This window comes from Saccharopolyspora hirsuta (assembly GCF_008630535.1).
Classification (GTDB): domain Bacteria; phylum Actinomycetota; class Actinomycetes; order Mycobacteriales; family Pseudonocardiaceae; genus Saccharopolyspora; species Saccharopolyspora hirsuta.
Window position 1 is genome coordinate 332,037 of record NZ_VWPH01000009.1, and the last position, 20,686, is coordinate 352,722.

Sequence of the window (20,686 nt, forward strand, 5' to 3'; positions counted from 1 at the left end):
ATGAAGGAGGGGAGTCCCCGATGTTGTCGATCCGCTGCCCCTGGTGCGGGGATCGGGACGAGACCGAGTTCCGCTACGGCGGTCAGGCCCACGTCGACTTCCCCGAGAACCCCGCCGAGCTGGACGACGCGGAGTGGGCGGAGTACCTGTTCATCCGCGACAACCCGCGCGGGTTGTTCCACGAGCGCTGGGCGCACACGGCGGGTTGCCGCCGCTGGTTCAACGTCGTCCGCGACACCGAGACCAACGAGATGCGTCCTGAGAAGGTGGTGCCATGACGCGCTTGGGCCAGGGCGGTCGCATCGACCGCACCCGCACGCTGCGGTTCTCCGTCGACGGCATCGAGCTCACCGGCCACCCCGGTGACACGCTGGCATCGGCGCTGCTGGCCAACGGCCGCATCGAGGTCGGGCCGTCGATCTACCGGGACCGGCCGCGCGGCATCCTCACCGCCGACGGCACCGAGCCCAACGCGCTGGTCCAGGTGCTCAGCGGTGGCCCGGAACCGATGGTGCCCGCCACCACCCTGGAGCTGCACGACGGTCTGCAGGTGGCCAGCCTGTCCGGGATCGGCTGGCTCAGCGCAGCGCCCGATCCCGCGGTCTACGACAAGAAGTACGTGCACGCCGACGTCGTCGTGGTCGGGGCTGGCCCGGCCGGGATCGCCGCCGCGCTCGCGGCCGGGCGCAGCGGCGCGCGGGTGCTGCTGGTCGAGCAGGGGCGCGAGCTCGGCGGGGCATTGCTGGACGGCGGCGAGCGCATCGACGGTCGCAGCGCGGGGGAGTGGATCGCCCGCGCGGCAAGGGAATTCGTGGACCTGCCGGAGGTGCGGGTGCTCACCCGCGCGGCCGCGGTCGGCTACTACGACCACAACTACCTGCTCATCGCCGAACGCCGCGGCACCCGCCAGCGGCTGTGGCACGTGCGCGCGCAGCGCGTGGTGCTGGCCACCGGGGCGCACGAGCGGCCGATGGTCTTCGCCGACAACGACCGGCCCGGCATCATGCTGGCCTCGGCGGTGCGCACCTACCTCAAGCGGTTCGCGGTGCTGCCCGGCCGGGACGCAGTTGTGGTCACCACGTCGGACAGCGCGTACCAGACCGCCGCCGACCTCGCCGCGGCTGGAGCGCGGGTCCGCGCTGTGGTCGACACGCGCCCGGAACCGCCGCAGCGGCTGGTCGACCTCGCGGATTCGCTGGGCGCTCAGGTCTTCACCGGTGCCGCGGTCATCGGGACCAGCGGGAACGGGCGCATCACGTCCGCGCGCATCGGCGACCTCGAAGGCGCGGGGACGCCGGTCGACGTCGAGTGCGACCTGCTGGCGGTCTGCGGCGGCTGGAACCCGGCGGTGGGCCTGTTCAGCCAGACAGGCGGTGCGCTGCGCTGGGACCGGCTGGTGGCCGGGTTCGTGCCGGAGCAGGAACCCGGGCGGCCCAAGGTGATCGGCGCGGCTCGCGGCACCTACGACCTCGCGGGTTGCCTCGCCCAGGGGCTGGCCGCCGGTGCGGAGGCGGCCACCGCCAGCGGCTTCCGGATCGCGGCCCCGCCGGTGCCGCCGGTGGCCGGGGACCGGCCGGTCGCCGCGCCCCGGCCGGTGTGGCTGGTGCCGGGGGAGTCCGGGGAACCGGCGGAGTGGACCCAGCACTTCGTCGACCTGCAGCGGGACGCCACGGTCGCCGACGTGTGGCGGGCGGTCGGCGCCGGGATGCGCTCGGTCGAGCACGTCAAGCGGTACACCACCATCGGCACCGGCAGCGACCAGGGCAAGACCTCCGGGGTCAACGCGATCGGCGTCATCGCCGAAGCGCTGGGCGCGGAATCGCCCGGCGAGGTGGGCACCACGACGTTCCGGCCGCCGCACGCGCCGGTGTCGTTCGCGCTGCTGGCCGGACGGGACCGGGGTGAACTGCACGATCCGGTGCGGACCACGCCGATGCACTCCTGGCACGTGGCGCACGGCGCGGTGTTCGAGGACGTGGGCCAGTGGAAGCGGCCCCGGTACTACCCGCGGCCCGGCGAGGACATGGCCGCCGCGGTGCACCGGGAGTGCCTGGCGGCGCGCACCGGCGTCGCGATGCAGGACGTGTCCACGCTCGGCCGGATCGAGGTCGTCGGGCCGGACGCGCCGGAGTTCCTGAACCGCATCTACACCAACGCCTTCGCCAAGCTCCCGGTCGGCAAGGCCCGCTACGGCGTCATGTGCACCGCCGACGGGATGGTCTTCGACGACGGGGTGTCGATGCGGCTGGCCGAGGACCGCTACCTGATGAGCACCACGACCGGCGGTGCGGCGAAAGTGCTGGAGTGGCTGGAGGAGTGGCTGCAGACCGAGTGGCCGCACCTGGCCGTGCACTGCACGTCGGTGACCGAGCAGTGGGCGGCGGTGGCCGTGGTCGGGCCGGACTCCCGGGAGGTGGTGGCCCGGCTGGCACCGGACCTGGACGTCTCCAACGAGGCCTTCGGCTTCCTGGAGTTCCGGGAAACCGCGCTGGCCAACGGGATTCCGGCCCGGATCAGCCGGATCTCGTTCTCCGGCGAGCTGGCCTACGAGATCAACGTGCCGTCCTGGTACGGCCTGGCGCTGTGGGAAGCGGTCGGTGAAGCCGGGCAGGACCTCGGCATCACGCCCTACGGCACCGAGACCATGCACGTGCTGCGCGCGGAGAAGGGCTTCGTGATCGTCGGGCAGGACACCGACGGCACCGTGACGCCCCAGGACCTGGGCATGGACTGGGTGGTGTCCAAGCGCAAGGACTTCGTCGGCAAGCGCTCCTTCGCCCGCCCGGACACCGCCCGCGCCGACCGCAAGCAGCTGGTCGGGCTGCTCCCGGTGGAGCCCGGAGAGCTGCTGCCGGAGGGCGCGCAGCTGGTGGCGCCCGACGTGCCGCTGGAACCGCCGGTGCCGATGCTCGGGCACGTCACCTCCAGCTACCGCAGCGCGGTCCTGGACCGCACCTTCGCGATGGCGCTGGTCCGCGGCGGCCGCGGGCGCATCGGCGAGGTGCTGCACGTGCCGGTCGACGGTCGGCGCATCCCGGTCGAGGTGACCGAGCCGGTGTTCTACGACGTGGAAGGAGCCCGCCGTGACGGTCGTTAGCCCGCGCCGGACCGACACCCTGCGCCGCAGCCCGCTCGCCGACCGGGCCGCCGAGCTCGCCGCCGGCGGCGGCCGGGACGTCCGGCTGGCCGAGGAACCGTTCCTGACCCAGGTGAACCTCCGCGTCCACCCGGGCAGCCCGGCGGTGGCCCGCGTCGAGCACGCGCTGGACCTGGCGCTGCCGCACCACGAACCGAACCTGGTGTCCGGCGACGAGACCGCGGCGGCGCTCTGGCTCGGCCCCGACGAGTGGCTCCTGGTCGGTCCCGACGGCCGGGCCCCGCACCTGGTCGCCGCCCTCGACGAAGCCCTCGCGGACTCCCTCGGATCCACAGTGGACGTCTCGGCGAACCGGACGGCGTTGCGGCTGTCCGGCCGGATGTCGCGGGAAGTCCTGGAGAAGCTGTGCTCGATCGACCTGCACCCGAGGGCCTTCACCCCGGGCCGTTGCGCGCAGACGATGGTGGGCAGAGCGCAGGTGATCCTCTGGCAGCTGAGCCCGGAGCCCGAGTACCGCCTGCTGGTGCGCAACTCCTTCGCGGACTACCTGGCGAACGTCCTGCTGGACGCGATGGCGGAGTTCGCCGGGCGGTGACGGTGAGCAGGGGCGTCGGCGGAGCCAGGACGCTGATCGCACGGCCGTCGTCCCGGTGGTGACTGCAGAGATTTCTCACGAAATCGGCTTCGATGCCAACTGGAGGTTCCGTCGAGACGGTGCCGATTTCGTGAGAAATCGCGCCCGACTGGCGACGTCACCACAAGGTGGGCTCAGGAGCGGGCCGGGACGGTCGTCGCGGGGTGGGATAGGGCTGTGATGAGGCGGCGGCGGTGGGTGGCGAACAGCTTCGGGCTGTTCATCGCCAGGACCGCCACTTGGCGGCCGCCTCGGTGGTAGGTCGCCACGAAGCGGCGGGACGACAGGGAGCCCTCCACCACGGTGATCCGGTCCTTCGGGCCCGCGTAGCCCGCGAACTGGAGGGTCGAGCCGTACTGGCGGGACCAGAAGTGGGGGACGCCGGTGTAGGTCGCCACCGTGCTGCCCGCCAGCAGGTTCCGCACCGCCACCGGTGGTTGGTTCATCGCCGTCGACCAGTGGTCGCTGCGGACCGTGCGCGGGCGGTGCGGCGGTTGGTAGCGCGCGATGTCGCCCACCGCCACCACGTTCGGCAGCGCGGTGACGCAGCCGGAGTCGGTGACCACGCCGTCGCGGAGCTTCAGGCCGGAGCCGCGCAGCCAGCGCGTCGCGGGTTCCGCGCCGACCTCGACGACGACCGCGTCCGCCGGGAGCACCCGGCCGTCGGCCAGCTCGACGCCGGTCACCCGGTCCTCGGCGAGCACGCGCCGGGCGGGCGTTCCGCAGCGGACCCGGACGCCGTGGTCCTCGTGCTGGGCGAAGTACAGGGGAGCCAGCTCGATGCCCAGAGTTCGCGCCAGCGGCAGGTGTTGCGCGTCGACGAGCGTCACCTGCGCACCGAGGGCCCGGCAGCTGGAGGCGATCTCGGTGCCGATCAGCCCGCCGCCGACCACGACGACCCGCGCCCCGGCGCGGATGTCGTCGCGCAGCGCGAGCGCGTCGTCGATGGTGCGCATCCGGTGGCTGCCGGGGGCTTCGCCGGTGCCGGGCAGGCTCCGCCGCGCCGAACCGGTGGCCAGCACGACCCCGTCCGCGCGGACCTCGCTGCCGTCGGCGAGCACCACCGCACCACGCCGGGTGTCCAGCCGGACCGCCGCCGTACCCAGCCGCCAGTCCGCGGCCAGGTCGGCCTCCTCCTGCTCGCTGCCCAGCGCCAGCTCCTCCGGTTGCAGCGCCCCGGCCAGGAATTCCTTGGACAGCGGCGGTCGGTCGTAGGGTCGGTGCGGTTCCGCGCCGATGATCACCAGTCGCCCGTCGAAGCCCTGCTCGCGCAGCTCCTGCGCGGCCCGCCAGCCCGCCACCGAGGATCCGACGACGGCGACCGTCCTCATGCCGCGATCACGGCCGGTGCGGCCACGAAGAATGACAACAAGCCGACCTCCGTTGCACAATGAGGAACAGCGCGTAGTATGTGCAACAAATCTGACCCTTTTGTTGCGACAACGTCAAGAGGGATAACGGATGGTTCTGGTATGTGCACCACGAGCGGATACGGTTGACCGGTGGGTAGCGCAGCTGAAGAACGCGGAAGGGGTTCTGGCGCTCTGGTGCAGTCCGTCGACCGGGCTGTGACTGTCTTGGAACTGCTGGCGCGCAACGGCGAAGCCGGCATCACCGAGATCGCCGGGGAGCTGGGAGTGCACAAGTCGACGGCCTCCCGGCTGGTCAGCGTGCTGGAAGCGCGCGGTCTGGTGGAGCAGCTGGGCGAGCGCGGCAAGTACGCCATCGGCTTCGGCATCGTGCGGCTGGCCGGTGCCGCGACCGAGCGGATGGACCTGCCCCGGTTGGGGCGGCCGTTCTGCGAGTCGCTGGCCGCCGACCTGGGCGAGACGGTCAACATCGCGATCCGGGACTACGACGTCGCCATCAACATCAGCCAGGCGCGCGGCACCGCTGCGGTCACCGCGCACAACTGGGTCGGCCAGCGCACCCCGCTGCACGCCACCTCCAGCGGCAAGGTGCTGCTGGCGCACGCGCCGCGCGAGGACCAGGACGAGCTGCTGGTCCGCCCGCTGGAGCGCTACACGACCCGGACCGTGACCAACGCGGGCCAACTGCGCAAGGACTTCGACCTGATCGTCCGCGACGGCTACGCGACGAGCTACGAGGAGCTGGAGCTCGGCCTCAACGCGGCGGCGGTGGCGGTCTACAACCAGGAGGGCGAGGTCATCGCGGCGCTGAGCGCCTCGGGCCCGTCCTACCGCTTCTCCCGCAAGCGCATGCGCGAGGTCGTCGGAGCGATGCGCATCGCGGCCAAGGAACTCTCCTCCCAGCTCGGCTTCCTGGCCTGACCAGAGGTTTCCCGCGCCGGACCTCCCGCCCGGCGTCCACCGCTCCACCGCAGCAACCGAGATCAGCTCCGGGGCCGGTCGCGACGGCAGGTCACCTGCTGCGGCGGGGTGCAGTTTCAATTGAAACTGCGATCCCCACCCACACCGATCCGCAGTTTCAATTGAAACTGTGGTTCCGCACGAGGACGTCGGTGTCCACCAGTTGCCGTCGCAGTGGTGCCCGGTGCTGCGCCGGGAGGTCCCCGCGGCGGAGGTCTGGTGCGATTTCCATTGAGGTTTTTCCAACCTCGTTCTGCGTGGCGGTGCCGGTGGCGGAACCTCAGCGCCCGCCTGGACTCCGGGGTCCCTGACTGATGTATGACCCGATACACGGCGTCAGGGCCGTCCTCGCCAGGCGAACGCTGAGAACCCGCGGCGGTGCCGGTTGCGAGGGTGGGTTATGCGCCTGACGGCGCATGCGACCACCTGCCGACCGGTGCCGGTCGCCCTTCGCAGCTGCGGTCCACGGACGGGGATGAACAAGTTCAATGGAAATCGGATGTCCGATTTCCATTGAAATCGCGGTGGTCGCCCGCGGACCCGGCGGGTCAGTCGCGGGAGAGCCAGAGCTCCTCCAGGTCGAGCTGGTGCATCACGCGGCGGAGGACTTCGTCGTCGATCCGGCGGTTGTCCCGGAACTGCACGAAGACCGCCCGCTCCGCGGCCAGCATCTCCCCGCGCAGCCGCCGGTACGCCGCCGTCGGGCTCTCGCCGACTTCGTCGGCGGATCGCCCCAGCCGCTCCCACGCCTGGTTGCTGCGCTGTTCCGCGGCGCTTCGCAGCCGCTCCACGACGTCGCCCGGTGGTTCGGACTCCGCGGCGAGCGCGTCCAGGCGGTCTCGTGCCGCGCGTGCGGCGTTGTGCTGGGCTTCGGCCTCGGCGAGCGCGTCGGTGTAGTCCTCGGTGCCGCGCACGCCCAGCTTGTTGATGAGCCAGGGGAGCGTGCTCCCGTGCAGCAGCAGCGTCGCCAGCGTCACGAAGAACGTCAGGAACAGGACTTCGGGGCGGTGCGGGAACGGGGCTCCGCTCAACGTCACCGTCGGGATCGCCGACGCCGCCGCCAGCGACACCACGCCGCGCATGCCCGCCCACGACACGACCGCCTTGGCCCGCCAGTCCGGGCCGCGACCGCTCAGCAGTTCCGGCAGGTACATCACCAGGTAGACCCACACCACCCGCGCGAGCACCACCCCGGCGGTGAGCGCCAGCCCGGCGACGAGCAGCGGTCCGAGGTCGGCCGAGACGGTCTCCGCGACGCTGCGCAGCTGCAGGCCGATCAGGGCGAAGACCACCGCTTCGAGCAGCGTGTCCGCGGCGTTCCACACCGCCCGGTCCTGCAGCCGGGTGGCCGCGCTGCCCGAGGTCGCGCGGTGCCCCAGGTACAGCCCGGCGACCACGACGGCCAGCACCCCGGAGGCGTGCACCTCCTCGGCGATCAGGTAGGCGAAGAACGGCACGATCAGGCCGGTGGCGCTCTCGAGCATGTCGTCGCGCAGCACCCGGCGGATCCGGTGCACCACCCAGCCGATCGCGTAGCCGATCAGCACCCCGCCCACCGCGGCGACCAGGAACATGCCGATCCCGCCCAGCAGCGACGAGCCGACCCCGACCGCGGCGGCCACCGCCACCCGGTACGCGGTCAGCGCGGTCGCGTCGTTGACCAGGCTCTCGCCGCTGAGCACGGTCGTGATCCGGCGCGGCAGCCCGAGCCTGCGGCCGATGGAGATGGCCGCGACCGCGTCCGGCGGTGCGATCACCGCGCCGAGCACCAGCGCCGCGCTCACCGGCAGGCCCGGCACCAGCCACCACGCGATGGCCCCGGCGACCGCGGTGGTGAACAGGACCAGCCCGAACGCCAGCAGCCCGATCGGCCGCAGGTTGGCCCGGATGCCGATGGTGGAGCTGTTCAGCGCCGCGGAGTACAGCAGCGGCGGCAGGATCAGCAGCAGCACCACGTCCGGGTCGAGCGTGTAGTCCGGCACCCCGGGGATCGACGACACCGCGAGCCCGACCACGACGAGCGCCAGCGGAGCTGACACGCCGACGCGTCGCGCGATCGCGGTCACCGCCAGCGCCCCGGCGAGCAGGGCCATCAACGCGGGAAGGTCGTGCATCATCACTCCGGTGTTGCTGCGGACGGGTGAACCGCGCGGTTACGGTCGAGTCGACATTCTTGCGCGAAAGCGCCGGGAAGGAGTTCTGCGATGTCCACCACCTGCGAGCACCTGCGCGAAGCGGCCGACCGCGCGCCTGAGCCCGGCCGCGCGGACGGCTGCGAGGACTGCCTGGCCGCGGGCGAGCGCGCGTGGGCGCACCTGCGGATGTGCACCGAGTGCGGCCACGTCGGCTGCTGCGACTCCAGCCCGCACAAGCACGCGACCGCGCACTTCCACCAGACGTCCCACCCGGTGGTCCGCTCCTTCGAACCGGGCGAGTCCTGGACCTGGTGCTACGTCGACGAACAGCTCCGCCCGTGAGAAACCGACACCCGGGGCGGCACCGCGAAATCGGCGCCACCCCGGGTGACGGCCGGGGTCAGAGCTCGTCGGCGGCCTCCTCGATGGTCTCGCCCCGGGCGAGGCGGCTGTTGTGCCTGCTGTAGACGAAGTAGAGGACCAGGCCGAGGACCATCCAGATGCCGAAGCGGATCCAGGTCCAGCCCTCCAGGTTCAGCATCAGGTACAGGCAGGCCGCCGCGGCCAGGACCGGGATCACCGGCACCCACGGCACGCGGAACGCCCGCGGCAGGTCCGGGCGGGTCCGGCGCAGCACCAGCACGCCGATCGACACCAGCACGAAGGCGAACAGGGTGCCGATGTTGGTCATCTCGGCGAGCACGTTGATCGGGGTCAGCGAGGCGATGATCGCGACGATGATGCCGGTGATCACGGTGATCCGGTAGGGCGTGCGGTACTTCTTGTGCACCTTGGCGAACCACACCGGCAGCAGCCCGTCGCGGCTCATCGCGAACCCGACCCGCGCCTGGCCCAGCATCAGGATGAGGATCACCGTGGTCAGCCCGGCGATGGCGCCGAGCGAGACCAGCCCGACCGCCCACGGCGCGCCGATCGCCTGGAACGCGGTGGCCATCGGGGCCGCGGTGTCCAGCTGGTCGTACTTGACGATGCCGGTCATCACCAGCGACACCAGCACGTACAGGATCGAGCAGATGGCCAGCGAGCCGAGGATGCCGATCGGCATGTCCCGCTGGGGTCGGCGGGTCTCCTCCGCGCCGCTGGCGACGATGTCGAAGCCGATGTAGGCGAAGAACACCAGCGCGGCACCGGCGACCAGGCCGCTGAGCCCGAACGAACCGGTCTGCCCGAAGATCGCGCTGATCAGCGGTTGCTCCAGCGGCGCGCTGACCGCGCCGGGCTCCGGCGGCTGGTGCGGCGGGATGAACGGGCTCCAGTTGGCCGCCTTGACGAAGAACGCGCCGAAGATGATGAAGAACAGCACCACGGCGAGCTTGACGGCCACCACGACGTTGGTGACCGCGGCGCTGAGCCGGATGCCGACCACCAGCACGACGGTCAGCAGCAGGGCGATGATCGCGGCGGGGATGTTCGCCACGCCGCCGGCGCCGGGTGCGGCCGTCAGCGCGTCGGGGAGGGGCAGGCCCACCGCGCCGAGCGCTTCGACGAAGTACTGCGACCAGCCGACCGACACGGTGGACGCGCCGATGATGAACTCCAGCATCAGGTCCCAGCCGATGAGCCAGGCGAAGAACTCGCCCAGCGAGGCGTAGGAGAACGTGTAGGCGGACCCGGCCACGGGCACCACCGAGGCGAACTCCGCGTAGCACAGCGCGGCGAGGCCGCAGGCGATGCCGGAGATGACGAACGAGATGGAGATGCCCGGTCCGGCGTCGGTGGCCGCGGCCACGCCGGTGAGCACGAAGATGCCGGTGCCGATGATCGCGCCGATGCCGATGCCCAGCAGGTCCACGGCGCGCAGCACGCGCCGGAGCCGGAATTCCGGGGCCTCCGCATCGCGGATGGACTGTTCGACCGACTTGACACGCATGATCGTCATGGGTGGCCTCCTCACCCTTGCCCCCGGCAGGTCGGATTGGCCCGCTCGTGCCGCGCTACCGCGTCTTAGGACAGGATTGTGTCTAGGGTCACATCTGACAAGGCGGAGCAGCTCATCGTGAACCGGCTGTGATCAGCGCGGCCGCGGCGGACCGGGCGGCGCGGGCGGCGTCGGACCGTCCGCTCACGGCGGCGGTGGCGATCGCGCCCTCGACCAGGACGAGCAGCTGCTCGGCGAGTTCTCCGGGGTCGGCGACGTCGAGCCGGTCCACCAGTTCCCGCAGGTAGTCGTGCAGGTCCTGCTTGTGCTTCCGGGCGGCCTCGGCCACGGCGGGGGCCACGCCGCCGAGCTCGCCGAACGAGTTGAGGAACGCGCAGCCGCGGAAGCCGGGCTCCTGGAACCACTCGTGCAGCCAGTCGAACACCGCGAGCGCGGGGGGCTCGTCGCTGCGCTCGACGTGCGCGGTCAGCGCGGCCAGCCAGCGCTCGTCGCGGCGGCGCAGGTAGGCCTCGACCAGCTCGTCCTTGGAGGCGAAGCACTGGTAGAGGCGCTTGAGCGAGACTCCGGAGGTCGCGCGCAGCTCGGCCATGCCCACGGCTTGGATGCCGCGCTCGTAGAACAGGGCTTCGGCGGTGTCCAGCAGCTTGTCCGCGGCCTGGTGGCGGTCCATGTGGCGATCTTCCGGGTTGTTGGGAGAACGATCGTTCTCTAGCCTAGTCGGAGAACGATCGTTCTCCACGAGGAGGCCCCGCCATGCCCCGCCCGCCCTTCCCGCCGTTCGACGAGCGCACCGCCGCCCAGAAGGTCCAGGCGGCCGAGGACGCCTGGAACACCCGGGACCCCGAGCGCGTCGCGGCGGCGTACACGGTGGACTCGGTGTGGCGCAACCGCGACCAGTTCGTCACCGGGCGCGCGGAGATCGTGGCGTTCCTGCGGCAGAAGTGGGCGCGCGAGCTGGACTACGCGCTGCGCAAGGAGCTCTGGGCGTTCCGGGAGAACCGCATCGCGGTGCGCTTCCAGTACGAGAGCCGCGACGCGGCGGGGCAGTGGTGGCGCAGCTACGGCAACGAGCTCTGGGAGTTCACCGCCGACGGGCTGATGAGCCGCCGCGAGGCCAGCATCAACGACGTGCCGATCACCGCCGCCGAGCGCCGGATCTTCGGCCCCCGCCCGGAATCCGAGCGCGGTCAGCTGCTGCCGGGCCGCTGACGTCAGGGCATCGCGGCGGCGATGTCGGTGGCGGCCCCGCGGGCGAGGGCGCCCAGCTCGGGGAAGCGCGACTCCGGGATGCGGTCGCGCGGGCCCCAGACGCTGACGATGGCGAACGGGCGGTCGCGCGCGTCCAGCGCCGCCGCCGCGACGCCGTGGACCTCGGGTTCCAGCTCGCCGACGCCGACGCTGTAGCCCTGCTCGCGGATCTCGGCGAGCTCGGCGCGCAGCGCGGCGCGGTCGGTCCGGGTGCTGGCGGTGTACTCCGCGAGCGGACCGGCGAGCATCGACTCGACCTCGTCGTCCGGGAGCCAGGCGAGGAACGCCTTGCCCGCTGAAGTCGCGTGGATCGGCACCTGCCGACCGAGCCAGCGGGCGCTGAGCACCACCGGCGGCGCCACCTCGTCCACGTAGGTCAGGCCGAGGTGCTGCGCCACGGCGAGGTTCGCCGTCTCGCCCGTCTCGCGGCTGAGCCGCTCCAGCACGTCGTGCGCCCGGCGCACCAGGCCGTCCACGCCCGCGGTGGCGGCCATCCGGCTGATCGCGAAGCCGATCGAATAGCGGTTGGTCAGCGGGTTCCGCTCGACCAGTCCGTGGTGCTCCATGGTGGCCAGCAGCCGCCACGCGGTGGCCCGGTTGAGGTCGCACTCGGCGGCGAGCTCGGCCGCCGGGCGTCCCCCGGGCGCGCTCGACGAGACCGCGTTGAGCAGCGCGACCGCGCGGTCCAGGGACTGCACGCGCCCGCTCGCGGAACGGGTTCCGTCCTGGTTGTGGGCCGCTTCCACGCTCATGGCCCCACCCTAATCCGCCCGCCGCCGGTCCTGGGCCGGTCGGGTGGGCGGGCTTGACGTGATCGTCGCAGCCTGCCTAGCGTCGCACATAGCGAACAATCAACGCACATTGTGAGATGTCATGGAGCGAGTGGTCACCCCGTACGAAGGCAGCGGGCACCAGCCCTGGGACGACGCCGCGGAGATCCCGGCGCCGCTGCGGTTGCACCGGACACCGGTCAGCCCGCGGTGGGTCGACTACAACGGCCACATGAGCGAGTCCTGCTACTTGCTCGTGTTCGGCGACAACTCGGACGCGTTCTTCCGCTACCTCGGGATCGACGAGCAGTACCGGGACGGCGGGCGCTCGCTGTACACGGTCGAGACCCACCTCCACCACCGGCGCGAGGCCGCCGAGGGCGAACCGCTGGAGCTGTCCCTGCGGGTGCTCGACCACGACGCCAAGCGGGTGCACGTGTTCCACGAGATGCACCACGGCGGGAGCGGCGCCCTGCTGGCCACGGCCGAGCAGCTGCTGGTCCACGTGGACACCGAGCAGGGCCGGTCCGCTGCGATGCCGGACGAGATCCGGCGGCGGTTGGCCGCGATCCAGCGGGCGCACGCGGCCCTTCCCGCACCCGGCGTCGTCGGCCGCCCGATGGGCATCCGGCGCTGACGGGCTCCCCACCCGAGACGAAGACCGAGGAGCGGACGTGGACTTCGAGCTGACCGCCGAACAGCAGATGATCGTCGACACCGTGCGCAAGTTCGTCGCCGTCGAACTGGAGCCGCACGAGGACGAGGTCGAGCGCCTCGACGAAGTGCCGGGCGAACTCGCCGCGCAGGTCCGGGCCCGGGCCGTCGAGGCCGGTCTGTACGCCGCCAACATGCCCGCCGAGCTCGGCGGGGGCGGCCTGGACGCCACCGGTCTCACGCTGGTCGAGCGCGAACTCGGCCGCACCAGCTACGCGCTGCAGATGCTCGTCGCGCGGCCGAGCAACATCCTGCAGGCGTGCGAGGGCGAGCAGCGCGAGCGCTACCTGCTGCCCGCCATCCGGGGCGAGCGCCACGACTGCCTGGCCATGACCGAGCCCGGCGCGGGGTCGGACGTGCGGTCCATGACCACCCGCGCGGTGCGCGACGGCGGGGACTACGTGCTCAACGGCACCAAGCACTTCATCAGCCACGCCGACGCGGCCGACTTCGTCGTGCTGTTCGCCGCGACCGGCGTCGAGCAGACCGCGCGCGGTCCGAAGAACCTGATCACGGCGTTCCTGGTGGACCTCGACACCCCCGGCCTGGAGGTGCGGCGCGGGTCGGCGTGCGTCTCGCACCGCGGGTACCACCAGTGCGAGCTGGCCTTCACCGACTGCCGGGTCCCGGCCGGGCAGCGGCTCGGCGAGGAGGGGGCGGGGTTCGCGCTGATGGGCGAGTGGTTGGGCGCGAGCAGGCTCAGCGTCGCGGCGACCAGCGTCGGCCGCGGGCGGCGGGTGCTGGAGATGGCCACCCGGTGGGCGGCGGAGCGGCAGCAGTTCGGCCAGCCGATCGGCAAGTTCCAGGGCGTCGGGTTCCAGCTGGCGGACATGGCCACCGAGCTCGACGCGGCCGAGCTGCTCACGCTGCGGGCGGCGGCGAAGCTGGACCGCGGCGGCATGACCGACCAGGAGGCGGCGATGGCCAAGCTGTTCGCCTCCGAGGCGCTGGGCCGGATCACCGACCGCGCGCTGCAGATCTTCGGCGGGATGGGGCTGATGGCCGAGCTGCCGATCGAGCGGTTCTGGCGGGACGCCCGGGTCGAGCGGATCTGGGACGGCACCAGCGAGATCCAGCGGCACATCATCTCCCGCTCCCTCCTGCGCCCGCTCGGCGCCTGACGGAGGTCGGACCGTGATCTCCTCCGCACGACAGGAGAAGTTGCGCCGACTGCTGGCGCCCCGGCACGTCGCCGTCTTCGGCGGGGACGCCGCGGCCGAGGCGATCCGGCAGTGCCACCGCATCGGCTTCGCCGGTCCGGTCTGGCCGGTGCACCCGCACCGGACCGAGATCGAGGGCCTGACCTGCTACCGCAGCGCCGCGGAACTCCCCGAAGCGCCGGACGCGGCGTTCGTCGCGGTGCCGAAGGAGGCGACGGTCGGCGTGGTCGCCGACCTGGCCGCGCGCGGTGCCGGGGGAGTGGTGTGCCACGCCTCCGGTTTCGCCGAGCACGGCCCGGACGGCGTTGCGCTGCAGGAGTCCTTGGTGGCCGCCGCGGCGGGCATGGCGCTGATCGGGCCGAACTGCATCGGCCTGCTCAACTACCTCGACGGTGCCGCGCTGTGGCCGGACCAGCACGGCGGCCGCCGGGTGGAGCGCGGCGTCGCCGTGCTCACGCAGAGCGGCAACATCGGCCAGAACCTCACCATGCAGCGCCGTTCGCTGCCGCTGGCGCAGCTGATCACCCTCGGGAACGGGGCCGCGACCGGTGCTGCGGAACTCGTCGACGCCCTGCTCGACGATCCCCGCATCACCGCGATCGGCCTGCACCTCGAAGGCGTGGACGACGTAGCGGCCCTGTCCCGGGTCGGCCTGCGGGCGCTGCGCGCGGGGATTCCGATCGTGGTGCTGAAGTCCGGCAGCTCCGAGCTCGGCGCGCGGGCCAACCTCAGCCACACCAGCTCCCTGGCGGGTTCGGACGTGCTCTGCGACGCGCTGTTCCGGCGGCTCGGCATGGCCCGGGTGCACCGCGTGGAGACCTTCGTCGAGACGCTGAAGTTCCTGCACGTGCACGGCCCGTTGAGCGGTACCCGGATCGCCTCGGCCAGCTGTTCCGGCGGCGAGGCCGCGCTGGTCGCCGACCTCGCCGAGCGCAGCGGGCTGGACCTCCCGCCGTTCCCGCCCAGCACCGAGCAGCGGTTGCAACAGCTGCTCGGCGATCGGGTCGCGGTGGTCAACCCGCTGGACTACCACACCTACATCTGGGGCGATCTACCAGCGCAAACGGCCTGCTTCGCGGAGCTGCTCGGCGCGGGGCTCGACGCCCACCTGCTGCTGGTCGACTTCCCCCGCGAGGACCGCTGCGCCGACGGCGCGTGGACGACCACTGTGGACGCCTTCCTCGCCGCGCACCGGACGGCGGGTTCGGCGGCGTGCGTGGTGAGCTCCCTGCCGGAAGGGCTCCCGGAGCAGGTGGGGGAGCGGCTGCTGGCCGCAGGCGTGGCTCCCATGCAGGGCGTGGCGGACTGCCTCGCGGCGATTGCAGCGGCCGCGGAAATCGGTGCTGCACAACGGAAATCCAACGCTGCGGTGCCGCTGGAGATCCCGGTCCGGGTGGTCGGCGAACCGCACCAGCTCGACGAGCGGGCGGGCAAGCAGGAGCTGGCCGCGGCCGGGGTGGCGGTCCCGGAAGGGGTGCTGAGCGACGCCGATGGCGCGCCGGAGGCCGCCGCCGAGCTCGGCTTCCCGGTGGTGGTCAAGGCGGTGTCGGCGGAGCTGGCGCACAAGACCGAGGTCGGTGCCGTGCGGGTCGGGCTGACCAGCCGGGAACAGGTGCGCGACGCGGTCGGCGGCATGGCCGGGCTCGCCGAGGTGTTCCTGGTCGAGCGCATGGTCGCGGGCGCGGTCGCGGAGCTGATCGTCGGCGTGCGCCGCGATCCGCAGTTCGGCGCGGCGCTGACGATCGGTGCGGGCGGCGTGCTCGTCGAGCTGGTGCGCGACTCGGTCACGCTGCTGCTCCCGGCGACCCGCGAGCAGATCGCGGAAGCCCTGCGCGGGCTGCGGATCTGGCCGCTGCTGACGGGTTTCCGGGGACCGGCGGCGGACGTGCCCGCGGTGGTGGACGCGATCGCCGCGATCGCCGAGCACGCCCGCGGCGACGACCGGCTGCTGGAACTGGACGTGAACCCCCTGCTGGCGCTGCCGCGGGGCGCGGTGGCGGTGGACGTGCTGCTCCGCCGGGCGAGGAGGACCGATGACTGATCAGGTGCGAACGGACGTCGACGGCGGGATGCTGACCGTGACCCTGGACCGGCCGAAGGCCAACTCCGTCGACGTGGCCACCAGCCGAGCCCTGCACGAGGCGTTCGACCGCCTGCGGCGCGACGACTCGCTGCGCGTCGCGATCGTGACCGGAGCGGGCGAGCGGTTCTTCTCGGCGGGCTGGGACCTGAAGGCCGCAGCGGAGGGCGAGGCCGTCGACGCCGACCACGGGCCGGGCGGTTTCGCCGGGCTGACCGAGTTCTTCGCGCTGGACAAGCCGGTGATCGCCGCGGTCAACGGGCTGGCCCTGGGCGGCGGCTTCGAACTGGCCCTGGCCGCGGACCTGATCGTCGCCGCCGAGCACGCAGAGTTCGCGCTCACCGAGGTGACGCTGGGCATGGTCGCCGATTCCGGCGGCGTGCTCCGGCTCCCCGAGCGCCTGCCGCGGGCGGTGGCGGCGGAGATGCTGTTCACCGGCCGCCGCATGACCGCCACCGAAGCCCAGCGGTGGGGACTGGTGAACCGGGTGGTTCCAGCCGACGACCTGCTCGGCGCGGCGACCGACCTGGCGCACCAGATCTGCGCCGCAGCGCCCTTGGCGATCGCCGCGGTGAAGGAGATCCTGCGCAGTACCGCTGCGCTGGACGTGGAGTCCGGTTTCCGCTTGATGCGCAGCGGAAACCTGCCGAACTACCAGGCGATGCTCCGCTCCGAAGACGCGCTGGAAGGACCGCGGGCCTTCGCCGAGAAACGCCGTCCTAAGTGGACGGGGCGCTGACCTCGGCGGTCAGCGCCCCGGAGCTCAGGCGATCCGCACTCCGCGCGACAACTGGCGCACGGGCGTCCGCAGCCGCTGCGCGCTCAGCCACAGCGCCCCGGCGCCCAGCAGCACGTTGAACCCGAGCCCGTACGGCCACACGGCGGGGGCGGCCGCCAGCTCCTCGTAGTCGGAGCTCTGCGGGTCCACGCGCGCGCTGCGCGCCCCGAGGCCGATGGCGCTCAGCGGGTCCATGCTGACCACCGGCTCTTCCCGGCCCGTCCGCGGGTTGAGCTGGGTCGGCGGGGCCGGGGTGGCGTCGCCGAGGATGACGAACGGGTTCGGCGCGAGCAGCCACCACACGCGCTGGGTCTGCGGCGCTTCGTAGGTGTAGGTCTCGGTGGTGCCGCTCCCCGGCGGGGGTGTGTAGGTCTTCTCCGCCATGGTCAGCGGCAGCGCCAGGACGAAGACGATCATCGTGCCGATGGTCATGGCGAACACCAGCAGGTAGGACATCAGCGTCGAGGTGATCCCCCGCGCGAACAGCGCGGACAGGCCCTGCGCCAGCGCGCAGATCACGCCGATCAGCAGCGCGACCACCGCGATCACCACCAGCGCGCGCAGCAGGCCGACCCCGCCCTCCAGCACCGCCCACAGGGCGAACGGCAGGGTCAGCGCGAGGAACACCAGCCCGGTGGTCCAGGACGCCGCGAACTTGCCCAGCGCGATCTCCCACGCGGTCAGCGGCGTCACCTGCACCGTGGCGAGGGTGCCGCGCTCCCGGTCGCCGTTGATCGACTGGGCCGCCAGCGCCGGTGCCACCAGCAGCGCCAGCCCGAGCACGAACAGCATCAGGCCGCCGAACATGGGCAGTCCGAGGTTGGCCATGGCGACGCCGGAGCTCGATCGCGTCAGCCCCAGGCCGTACCGGAGCAGCCCGCTGAAGGCCGCGATGACGGCGACCCACGCGATCAGCAGCCACCGCCAGCGGCCGGTGCGCAACCGCACCCGGAACTCCTGCGCGGCCACGATCTTGATCCCGCTGAGGGTCATCGGCGCTCCTCGGTGTAGGCCAGGTAGGCGGACTCCAGGTGGTTGCCGACCGGGGCGAAGCCGGAGACCCGCACGCCGTCGGCGATCAGCTGGGCGAGCAGCTCCGCCGCGGCCTGCTCGGACTCGACCTGCACGTCGACCCCGGCGGAGTGCGCGACGTGCGCGATCCCGCGCTGCTCCAGGGCGGCGGGCAGATCACCGGCGACCGCCCGCACCCGCCAGGCGGTGCGGTGGTCGAGCTCGTCCATCCGGTGCTGCCCGGCGGTCCGCCCGCCGTTGACGAACACGACCCGGTCGGCGATCTCGGACAGCTCGCTGAGGATGTGGCTCGACACGAGCACCGCGACGCCCTCCGCGGCCTGGGCGCGCAGCAGGTCGCGCAGCTCCACGCGGGAGCGCGGGTCGAGACCGGAGGCGGGCTCGTCGAGCAGCAGCACCGACGGCCGGTGCACCAGCGCGCGGGCCAGCGCGAGGCGCTGCTTCTGACCCCGCGACAGCACGTGCACCGGCTGCGCGGCGAACTCCGCGAGGTGCACGAGGTCGAGCAGCTCGGCGACGCGGACCTTGGCCTCGGCGCGCGGCATCCGGTGCGCGTCGGCGAAGAAGGCCAGGTACTCGCGGGTGGTCAGCTGGTCGTAGACGCCGAAGGCGTCGGGCATCCAGCCGAGCTTCCGGCGCACCGCGAGCGGATCGGCGACCGGGTCGAGACCCGCCACCCGCAGCTCACCGGAGTCCGGTGCCAGCAGCGTGGCCAGCATCAGCAGCAACGTGGTCTTGCCCGCACCGTTCGGCCCGACGAGGGCGGTGACCTCGCCGTGGGGGACGTCGAGGTCGATCCCGCGCACGGCTTCCACCGCGCCGAACCGGCGTCGCACGTCCCTGGCGAGGACGGCATGGTCCTGCGTAGGCATCGTGTGGCACTCCTGGTCGTTGATCTTGCGCCCGTAGGACGCGCCGGAGTGCGCTCGGGTTGCGCGCGATGCCGTGCACGTGGAGGAGCGGCCGGGCGGGCTACGGCGTTCCGCCGTCCGCTCGGACCGGGATCAGCCCTGGCGACCGGACCGGTCGGCGGTGCCCAGCGAGTTGAGCGCGTCGATGGCGGAGGTCTTGGTCTCCTGGTCCGCCGAACCGCCGTCGGGCGCGGCCTGCAGCAGGGTGTCCGACGGCGCGGCGACCGGTTCGAGGTCCGGGCGGGTGCCGCCGCGCTGGCGCTGCGGGACCGGCATCCGCGGCTGGGACTGCGTCGGCGGGGCGGGCGGCGGAGCGGGCTGGCTCGCGCTGATGTAGAGCCCCTCCAGCACCAGCACGATGATCCCGATCATCAGCGCGCCGATCGCCAGCCACAGGCCGGTCGGTTCGCCGCCGAACCACCAGAGCGCGCCCGCCGCGCCGCAGCCGGCACCGGCCGCGATGGCCAGCAGGTGGAACAGCAGGTGGACGGCGTAACCCCTCACGACCCGAATACCTCCCCGTGCTCGATCGCGGTCCGTCCCGGTGCGAACTGCGCTCGTCGGAAATGGGCGGCTGGTGCCGAACACGCACCCCGCTGCTGCTCGGTTGCCCGGTGGCGGGCCAGGTCACACCGCAGAAAGCGGGTCGGACTCCCGAGAACCGATGGTAGCGCCCGATCCGCGGCGATCGCCCGATCAAGGACGCCGCATCCGATATCACCTGTTCGGGCGACCGGGCCGGTGCGCGCCCAGCGGTCCGGACCACCCCGACCTACCGTGAGTCCAAAGGGCCCTCGTCACCCGTATCGGTGCGGTGCCGGTCGGCGCGGTCGCGCCAGTCGCCGAGACGTGAGGTGGCCTGTACGCAAAAGTGGGGGGTGGGTGCCGGTGATCAACTCGCTGGCCGGATTCGCGTTGGCCGCATCGATCGGGATCGGTGCGCTCCTCTGCTCACCGATCCTGATGTCCTGGGTCGAGCACCGGATGCTCGGCCCGCGCAAGCCCGCCGGGGGCAAGCACCGCCGCCCGGCCACCAGACCGCACCTGCTGACCGTCCAGTGGCGCACCATCATCCCGATGCCGCGCCGGGTGCCCGCGGGCGGTCCGGGCGCCATGCGCAGACCCGGCCCGCGACGCTCCTTCGACCGCCCTACACCGGTTCGACCCCGGGTGAGGCAACACAGCTGACCAGCGTCTCGACCGTCGCGGCGGCCTGCGCCTGGTACCAGGTCCCGGCCGGGACCACCAGCTGCGGCGACTGCCCGGCCCCGGCGCCAAGCACCCGCACCTCGGGCGCGGCCGCGGGCTCCGGCTCCTCACCGCCGAGCAGCAGGGTCAGCGGACCGCCGCGGTGCCAGAGCCAGAGCACGTCGGAGTCCACCGAGCGCCAGTTCGACCGCTGGGCGGGCGGGAGCAGGAAGTAGGCGGCCGTGGCCGCCGGTCGCGAACCGCCCCGCGAACTGGTCCAGGTGCGCCGGAACCAGCCGCCCGACGGGTGCGGCAGCAGGTCGAACTCCTCGGCGGTGCGGTTGCGCGTCTCCAGCGAGACGAAGTCGCCCGCCGCGTCGCGCCGTGCGTAGCGGACCCCGATCACCGCGCCGCGCTCCAGCGGGCCGTAGACGTGCGGGAACAGCTGGTCGGCGGGGATGCCGTCCGGCGGCGCGGGATCGGCGGCCTCCCAGCGGACTGGGGCGGAGAGCTTGGCCGGGTCGAGCTCCAGCGCGATCATCGGCTCGGTCGCCGGGCGGAACAGCGTGTTGGCGACGGCGAGGGCGGTGCGCACGTCCGGCGAGCAGTGCACGAATCCGTCCGTCTGGAGGCTGGCGGCGCGGATCGGCGAGCAGCGGTCGGCGTGGAAGGTGCTCAGCGGCAGCAGGTGCAGCAGCGTCGAAGTCAC

19 protein-coding genes are annotated in these 20,686 nt (G+C 72.5%); 10 read left to right on the forward strand and 9 right to left on the reverse strand.

Annotation, left to right across the window (positions count from 1 at the left end; genetic code table 11):
- The first annotated feature begins 20 nt into the window (after positions 1-20).
- The 3 genes from F1721_RS21465 to F1721_RS21475 are packed head-to-tail and all read left to right on the forward strand — an operon-like array spanning position 21 to position 3,692.
- A complete protein-coding gene (locus F1721_RS21465; RefSeq protein WP_150068515.1) occupies positions 21-278 on the forward strand; it encodes a sarcosine oxidase subunit delta in 258 nt (85 codons plus the stop codon).
- Positions 275-3,097 (forward strand): 2Fe-2S iron-sulfur cluster-binding protein, encoded by a 2,823-nt coding sequence (locus F1721_RS21470; RefSeq protein WP_150068516.1) that lies wholly within the window; start codon positions 275-277, stop codon positions 3,095-3,097. The genes F1721_RS21465 and F1721_RS21470 overlap by 4 nt, the downstream gene beginning before the upstream one ends.
- Positions 3,084-3,692, forward strand: coding sequence for a sarcosine oxidase subunit gamma (locus tag F1721_RS21475; protein ID WP_150068517.1), 609 nt, complete (start codon positions 3,084-3,086; stop codon positions 3,690-3,692). The genes F1721_RS21470 and F1721_RS21475 overlap by 14 nt, the downstream gene beginning before the upstream one ends.
- A gap of 173 nt (positions 3,693-3,865) precedes the next feature.
- Here the strand turns inward: F1721_RS21475 and F1721_RS21480 are convergent, their stop codons facing one another.
- Positions 3,866-5,062, reverse strand: coding sequence for an NAD(P)/FAD-dependent oxidoreductase (locus F1721_RS21480; RefSeq protein ID WP_150068518.1), 1,197 nt, complete (start codon positions 5,060-5,062; stop codon positions 3,866-3,868).
- 216 nt (positions 5,063-5,278) lie between these two features.
- Here F1721_RS21480 and F1721_RS21485 point away from each other — a divergent pair, with 216 nt between their 5' ends.
- Positions 5,279-6,022: an IclR family transcriptional regulator gene (locus F1721_RS21485; RefSeq protein WP_150068519.1), complete on the forward strand. Its 744-nt coding sequence runs from the start codon at positions 5,279-5,281 to the stop codon at positions 6,020-6,022.
- 587 nt (positions 6,023-6,609) lie between these two features.
- On the opposite strand, the gene F1721_RS21490 is transcribed toward F1721_RS21485, so the two are convergent.
- Complete coding sequence (locus F1721_RS21490) at positions 6,610-8,175, reverse strand: Na+/H+ antiporter (RefSeq protein WP_150068584.1); 1,566 nt, start codon at positions 8,173-8,175, stop codon at positions 6,610-6,612.
- A gap of 90 nt (positions 8,176-8,265) precedes the next feature.
- Here F1721_RS21490 and F1721_RS21495 point away from each other — a divergent pair, with 90 nt between their 5' ends.
- Positions 8,266-8,538, forward strand: a complete 273-nt coding sequence (locus F1721_RS21495) for a UBP-type zinc finger domain-containing protein (protein ID WP_150068520.1) — start codon at positions 8,266-8,268, stop codon at positions 8,536-8,538.
- A 58-nt stretch (positions 8,539-8,596) separates the two neighbouring features.
- On the opposite strand, the gene F1721_RS21500 is transcribed toward F1721_RS21495, so the two are convergent.
- Positions 8,597-10,096, reverse strand: coding sequence for an amino acid permease (locus F1721_RS21500; RefSeq protein WP_150068521.1), 1,500 nt, complete (start codon positions 10,094-10,096; stop codon positions 8,597-8,599).
- Between the two features lie 112 nt (positions 10,097-10,208).
- A complete protein-coding gene (locus tag F1721_RS21505) occupies positions 10,209-10,766 on the reverse strand; it encodes a TetR/AcrR family transcriptional regulator (RefSeq protein ID WP_150068522.1) in 558 nt (185 codons plus the stop codon).
- An 83-nt stretch (positions 10,767-10,849) separates the two neighbouring features.
- Between F1721_RS21505 and F1721_RS21510 the strand changes: the two genes are divergently transcribed.
- Positions 10,850-11,305: a nuclear transport factor 2 family protein gene (locus F1721_RS21510; protein WP_150068523.1), complete on the forward strand. Its 456-nt coding sequence runs from the start codon at positions 10,850-10,852 to the stop codon at positions 11,303-11,305.
- A 2-nt stretch (positions 11,306-11,307) separates the two neighbouring features.
- Here F1721_RS21510 and F1721_RS21515 read toward each other — a convergent pair whose 3' ends face one another.
- Positions 11,308-12,096, reverse strand: coding sequence for an IclR family transcriptional regulator (locus F1721_RS21515; protein ID WP_150068524.1), 789 nt, complete (start codon positions 12,094-12,096; stop codon positions 11,308-11,310).
- Positions 12,097-12,217: 121 nt separating this feature from the next.
- On the opposite strand from F1721_RS21515, the gene F1721_RS21520 reads away from it, so the two are divergent.
- The 4 genes from F1721_RS21520 to F1721_RS21535 are packed head-to-tail and all read left to right on the forward strand — an operon-like array spanning position 12,218 to position 16,807.
- A complete protein-coding gene (locus F1721_RS21520) occupies positions 12,218-12,751 on the forward strand; it encodes a thioesterase family protein (protein WP_150068525.1) in 534 nt (177 codons plus the stop codon).
- Positions 12,752-12,788: 37 nt separating this feature from the next.
- Positions 12,789-13,949 (forward strand): acyl-CoA dehydrogenase family protein, encoded by a 1,161-nt coding sequence (locus tag F1721_RS21525; RefSeq protein ID WP_150068526.1) that lies wholly within the window; start codon positions 12,789-12,791, stop codon positions 13,947-13,949.
- Between the two features lie 13 nt (positions 13,950-13,962).
- Positions 13,963-16,029 (forward strand): acetate--CoA ligase family protein, encoded by a 2,067-nt coding sequence (locus F1721_RS21530; RefSeq protein WP_246155220.1) that lies wholly within the window; start codon positions 13,963-13,965, stop codon positions 16,027-16,029.
- A complete protein-coding gene (locus F1721_RS21535) occupies positions 16,022-16,807 on the forward strand; it encodes a carnitinyl-CoA dehydratase (RefSeq protein ID WP_150068527.1) in 786 nt (261 codons plus the stop codon). The genes F1721_RS21530 and F1721_RS21535 overlap by 8 nt, the downstream gene beginning before the upstream one ends.
- Before the next feature lie 24 nt (positions 16,808-16,831).
- Here F1721_RS21535 and F1721_RS21540 read toward each other — a convergent pair whose 3' ends face one another.
- From F1721_RS21540 to F1721_RS21555, 4 genes are all read right to left on the reverse strand, one after another.
- Positions 16,832-17,839, reverse strand: coding sequence for an ABC transporter permease (locus F1721_RS21540; RefSeq protein WP_150068528.1), 1,008 nt, complete (start codon positions 17,837-17,839; stop codon positions 16,832-16,834).
- Complete coding sequence (locus tag F1721_RS21545) at positions 17,836-18,750, reverse strand: ABC transporter ATP-binding protein (RefSeq protein WP_150068529.1); 915 nt, start codon at positions 18,748-18,750, stop codon at positions 17,836-17,838. The genes F1721_RS21540 and F1721_RS21545 overlap by 4 nt, the downstream gene beginning before the upstream one ends.
- Positions 18,751-18,882: 132 nt before the next feature.
- A complete protein-coding gene (locus F1721_RS21550; protein ID WP_150068530.1) occupies positions 18,883-19,293 on the reverse strand; it encodes a hypothetical protein in 411 nt (136 codons plus the stop codon).
- Positions 19,294-19,939: 646 nt separating this feature from the next.
- Positions 19,940-20,686, reverse strand: a complete 747-nt coding sequence (locus F1721_RS21555) for a cupin domain-containing protein (RefSeq protein WP_150068531.1) — start codon at positions 20,684-20,686, stop codon at positions 19,940-19,942.

Excerpts from the sequence above, each read along its gene's own strand:
- F1721_RS21490 (WP_150068584.1), bottom strand. The coding sequence starts at position 8,175 with ATGCACGACCTTCCCGCGTTGATGGCCCTGCTCGCCGGGGCGCTGGCG.
- F1721_RS21540 (WP_150068528.1), bottom strand. The coding sequence starts at position 17,839 with ATGACCCTCAGCGGGATCAAGATCGTGGCCGCGCAGGAGTTCCGGGTG.
- F1721_RS21505 (WP_150068522.1), bottom strand. The coding sequence starts at position 10,766 with ATGGACCGCCACCAGGCCGCGGACAAGCTGCTGGACACCGCCGAAGCC.
- F1721_RS21510 (WP_150068523.1), top strand. The coding sequence starts at position 10,850 with ATGCCCCGCCCGCCCTTCCCGCCGTTCGACGAGCGCACCGCCGCCCAG.
- F1721_RS21535 (WP_150068527.1), top strand. The coding sequence starts at position 16,022 with ATGACTGATCAGGTGCGAACGGACGTCGACGGCGGGATGCTGACCGTG.
- F1721_RS21500 (WP_150068521.1), bottom strand. The coding sequence starts at position 10,096 with ATGACGATCATGCGTGTCAAGTCGGTCGAACAGTCCATCCGCGATGCG.
- F1721_RS21465 (WP_150068515.1), top strand. The coding sequence starts at position 21 with ATGTTGTCGATCCGCTGCCCCTGGTGCGGGGATCGGGACGAGACCGAG.
- F1721_RS21515 (WP_150068524.1), bottom strand. The coding sequence starts at position 12,096 with ATGAGCGTGGAAGCGGCCCACAACCAGGACGGAACCCGTTCCGCGAGC.
- F1721_RS21520 (WP_150068525.1), top strand. The coding sequence starts at position 12,218 with ATGGAGCGAGTGGTCACCCCGTACGAAGGCAGCGGGCACCAGCCCTGG.
- F1721_RS21480 (WP_150068518.1), bottom strand. The coding sequence starts at position 5,062 with ATGAGGACGGTCGCCGTCGTCGGATCCTCGGTGGCGGGCTGGCGGGCC.
- F1721_RS21545 (WP_150068529.1), bottom strand. The coding sequence starts at position 18,750 with ATGCCTACGCAGGACCATGCCGTCCTCGCCAGGGACGTGCGACGCCGG.
- F1721_RS21495 (WP_150068520.1), top strand. The coding sequence starts at position 8,266 with ATGTCCACCACCTGCGAGCACCTGCGCGAAGCGGCCGACCGCGCGCCT.
- F1721_RS21470 (WP_150068516.1), top strand. The coding sequence starts at position 275 with ATGACGCGCTTGGGCCAGGGCGGTCGCATCGACCGCACCCGCACGCTG.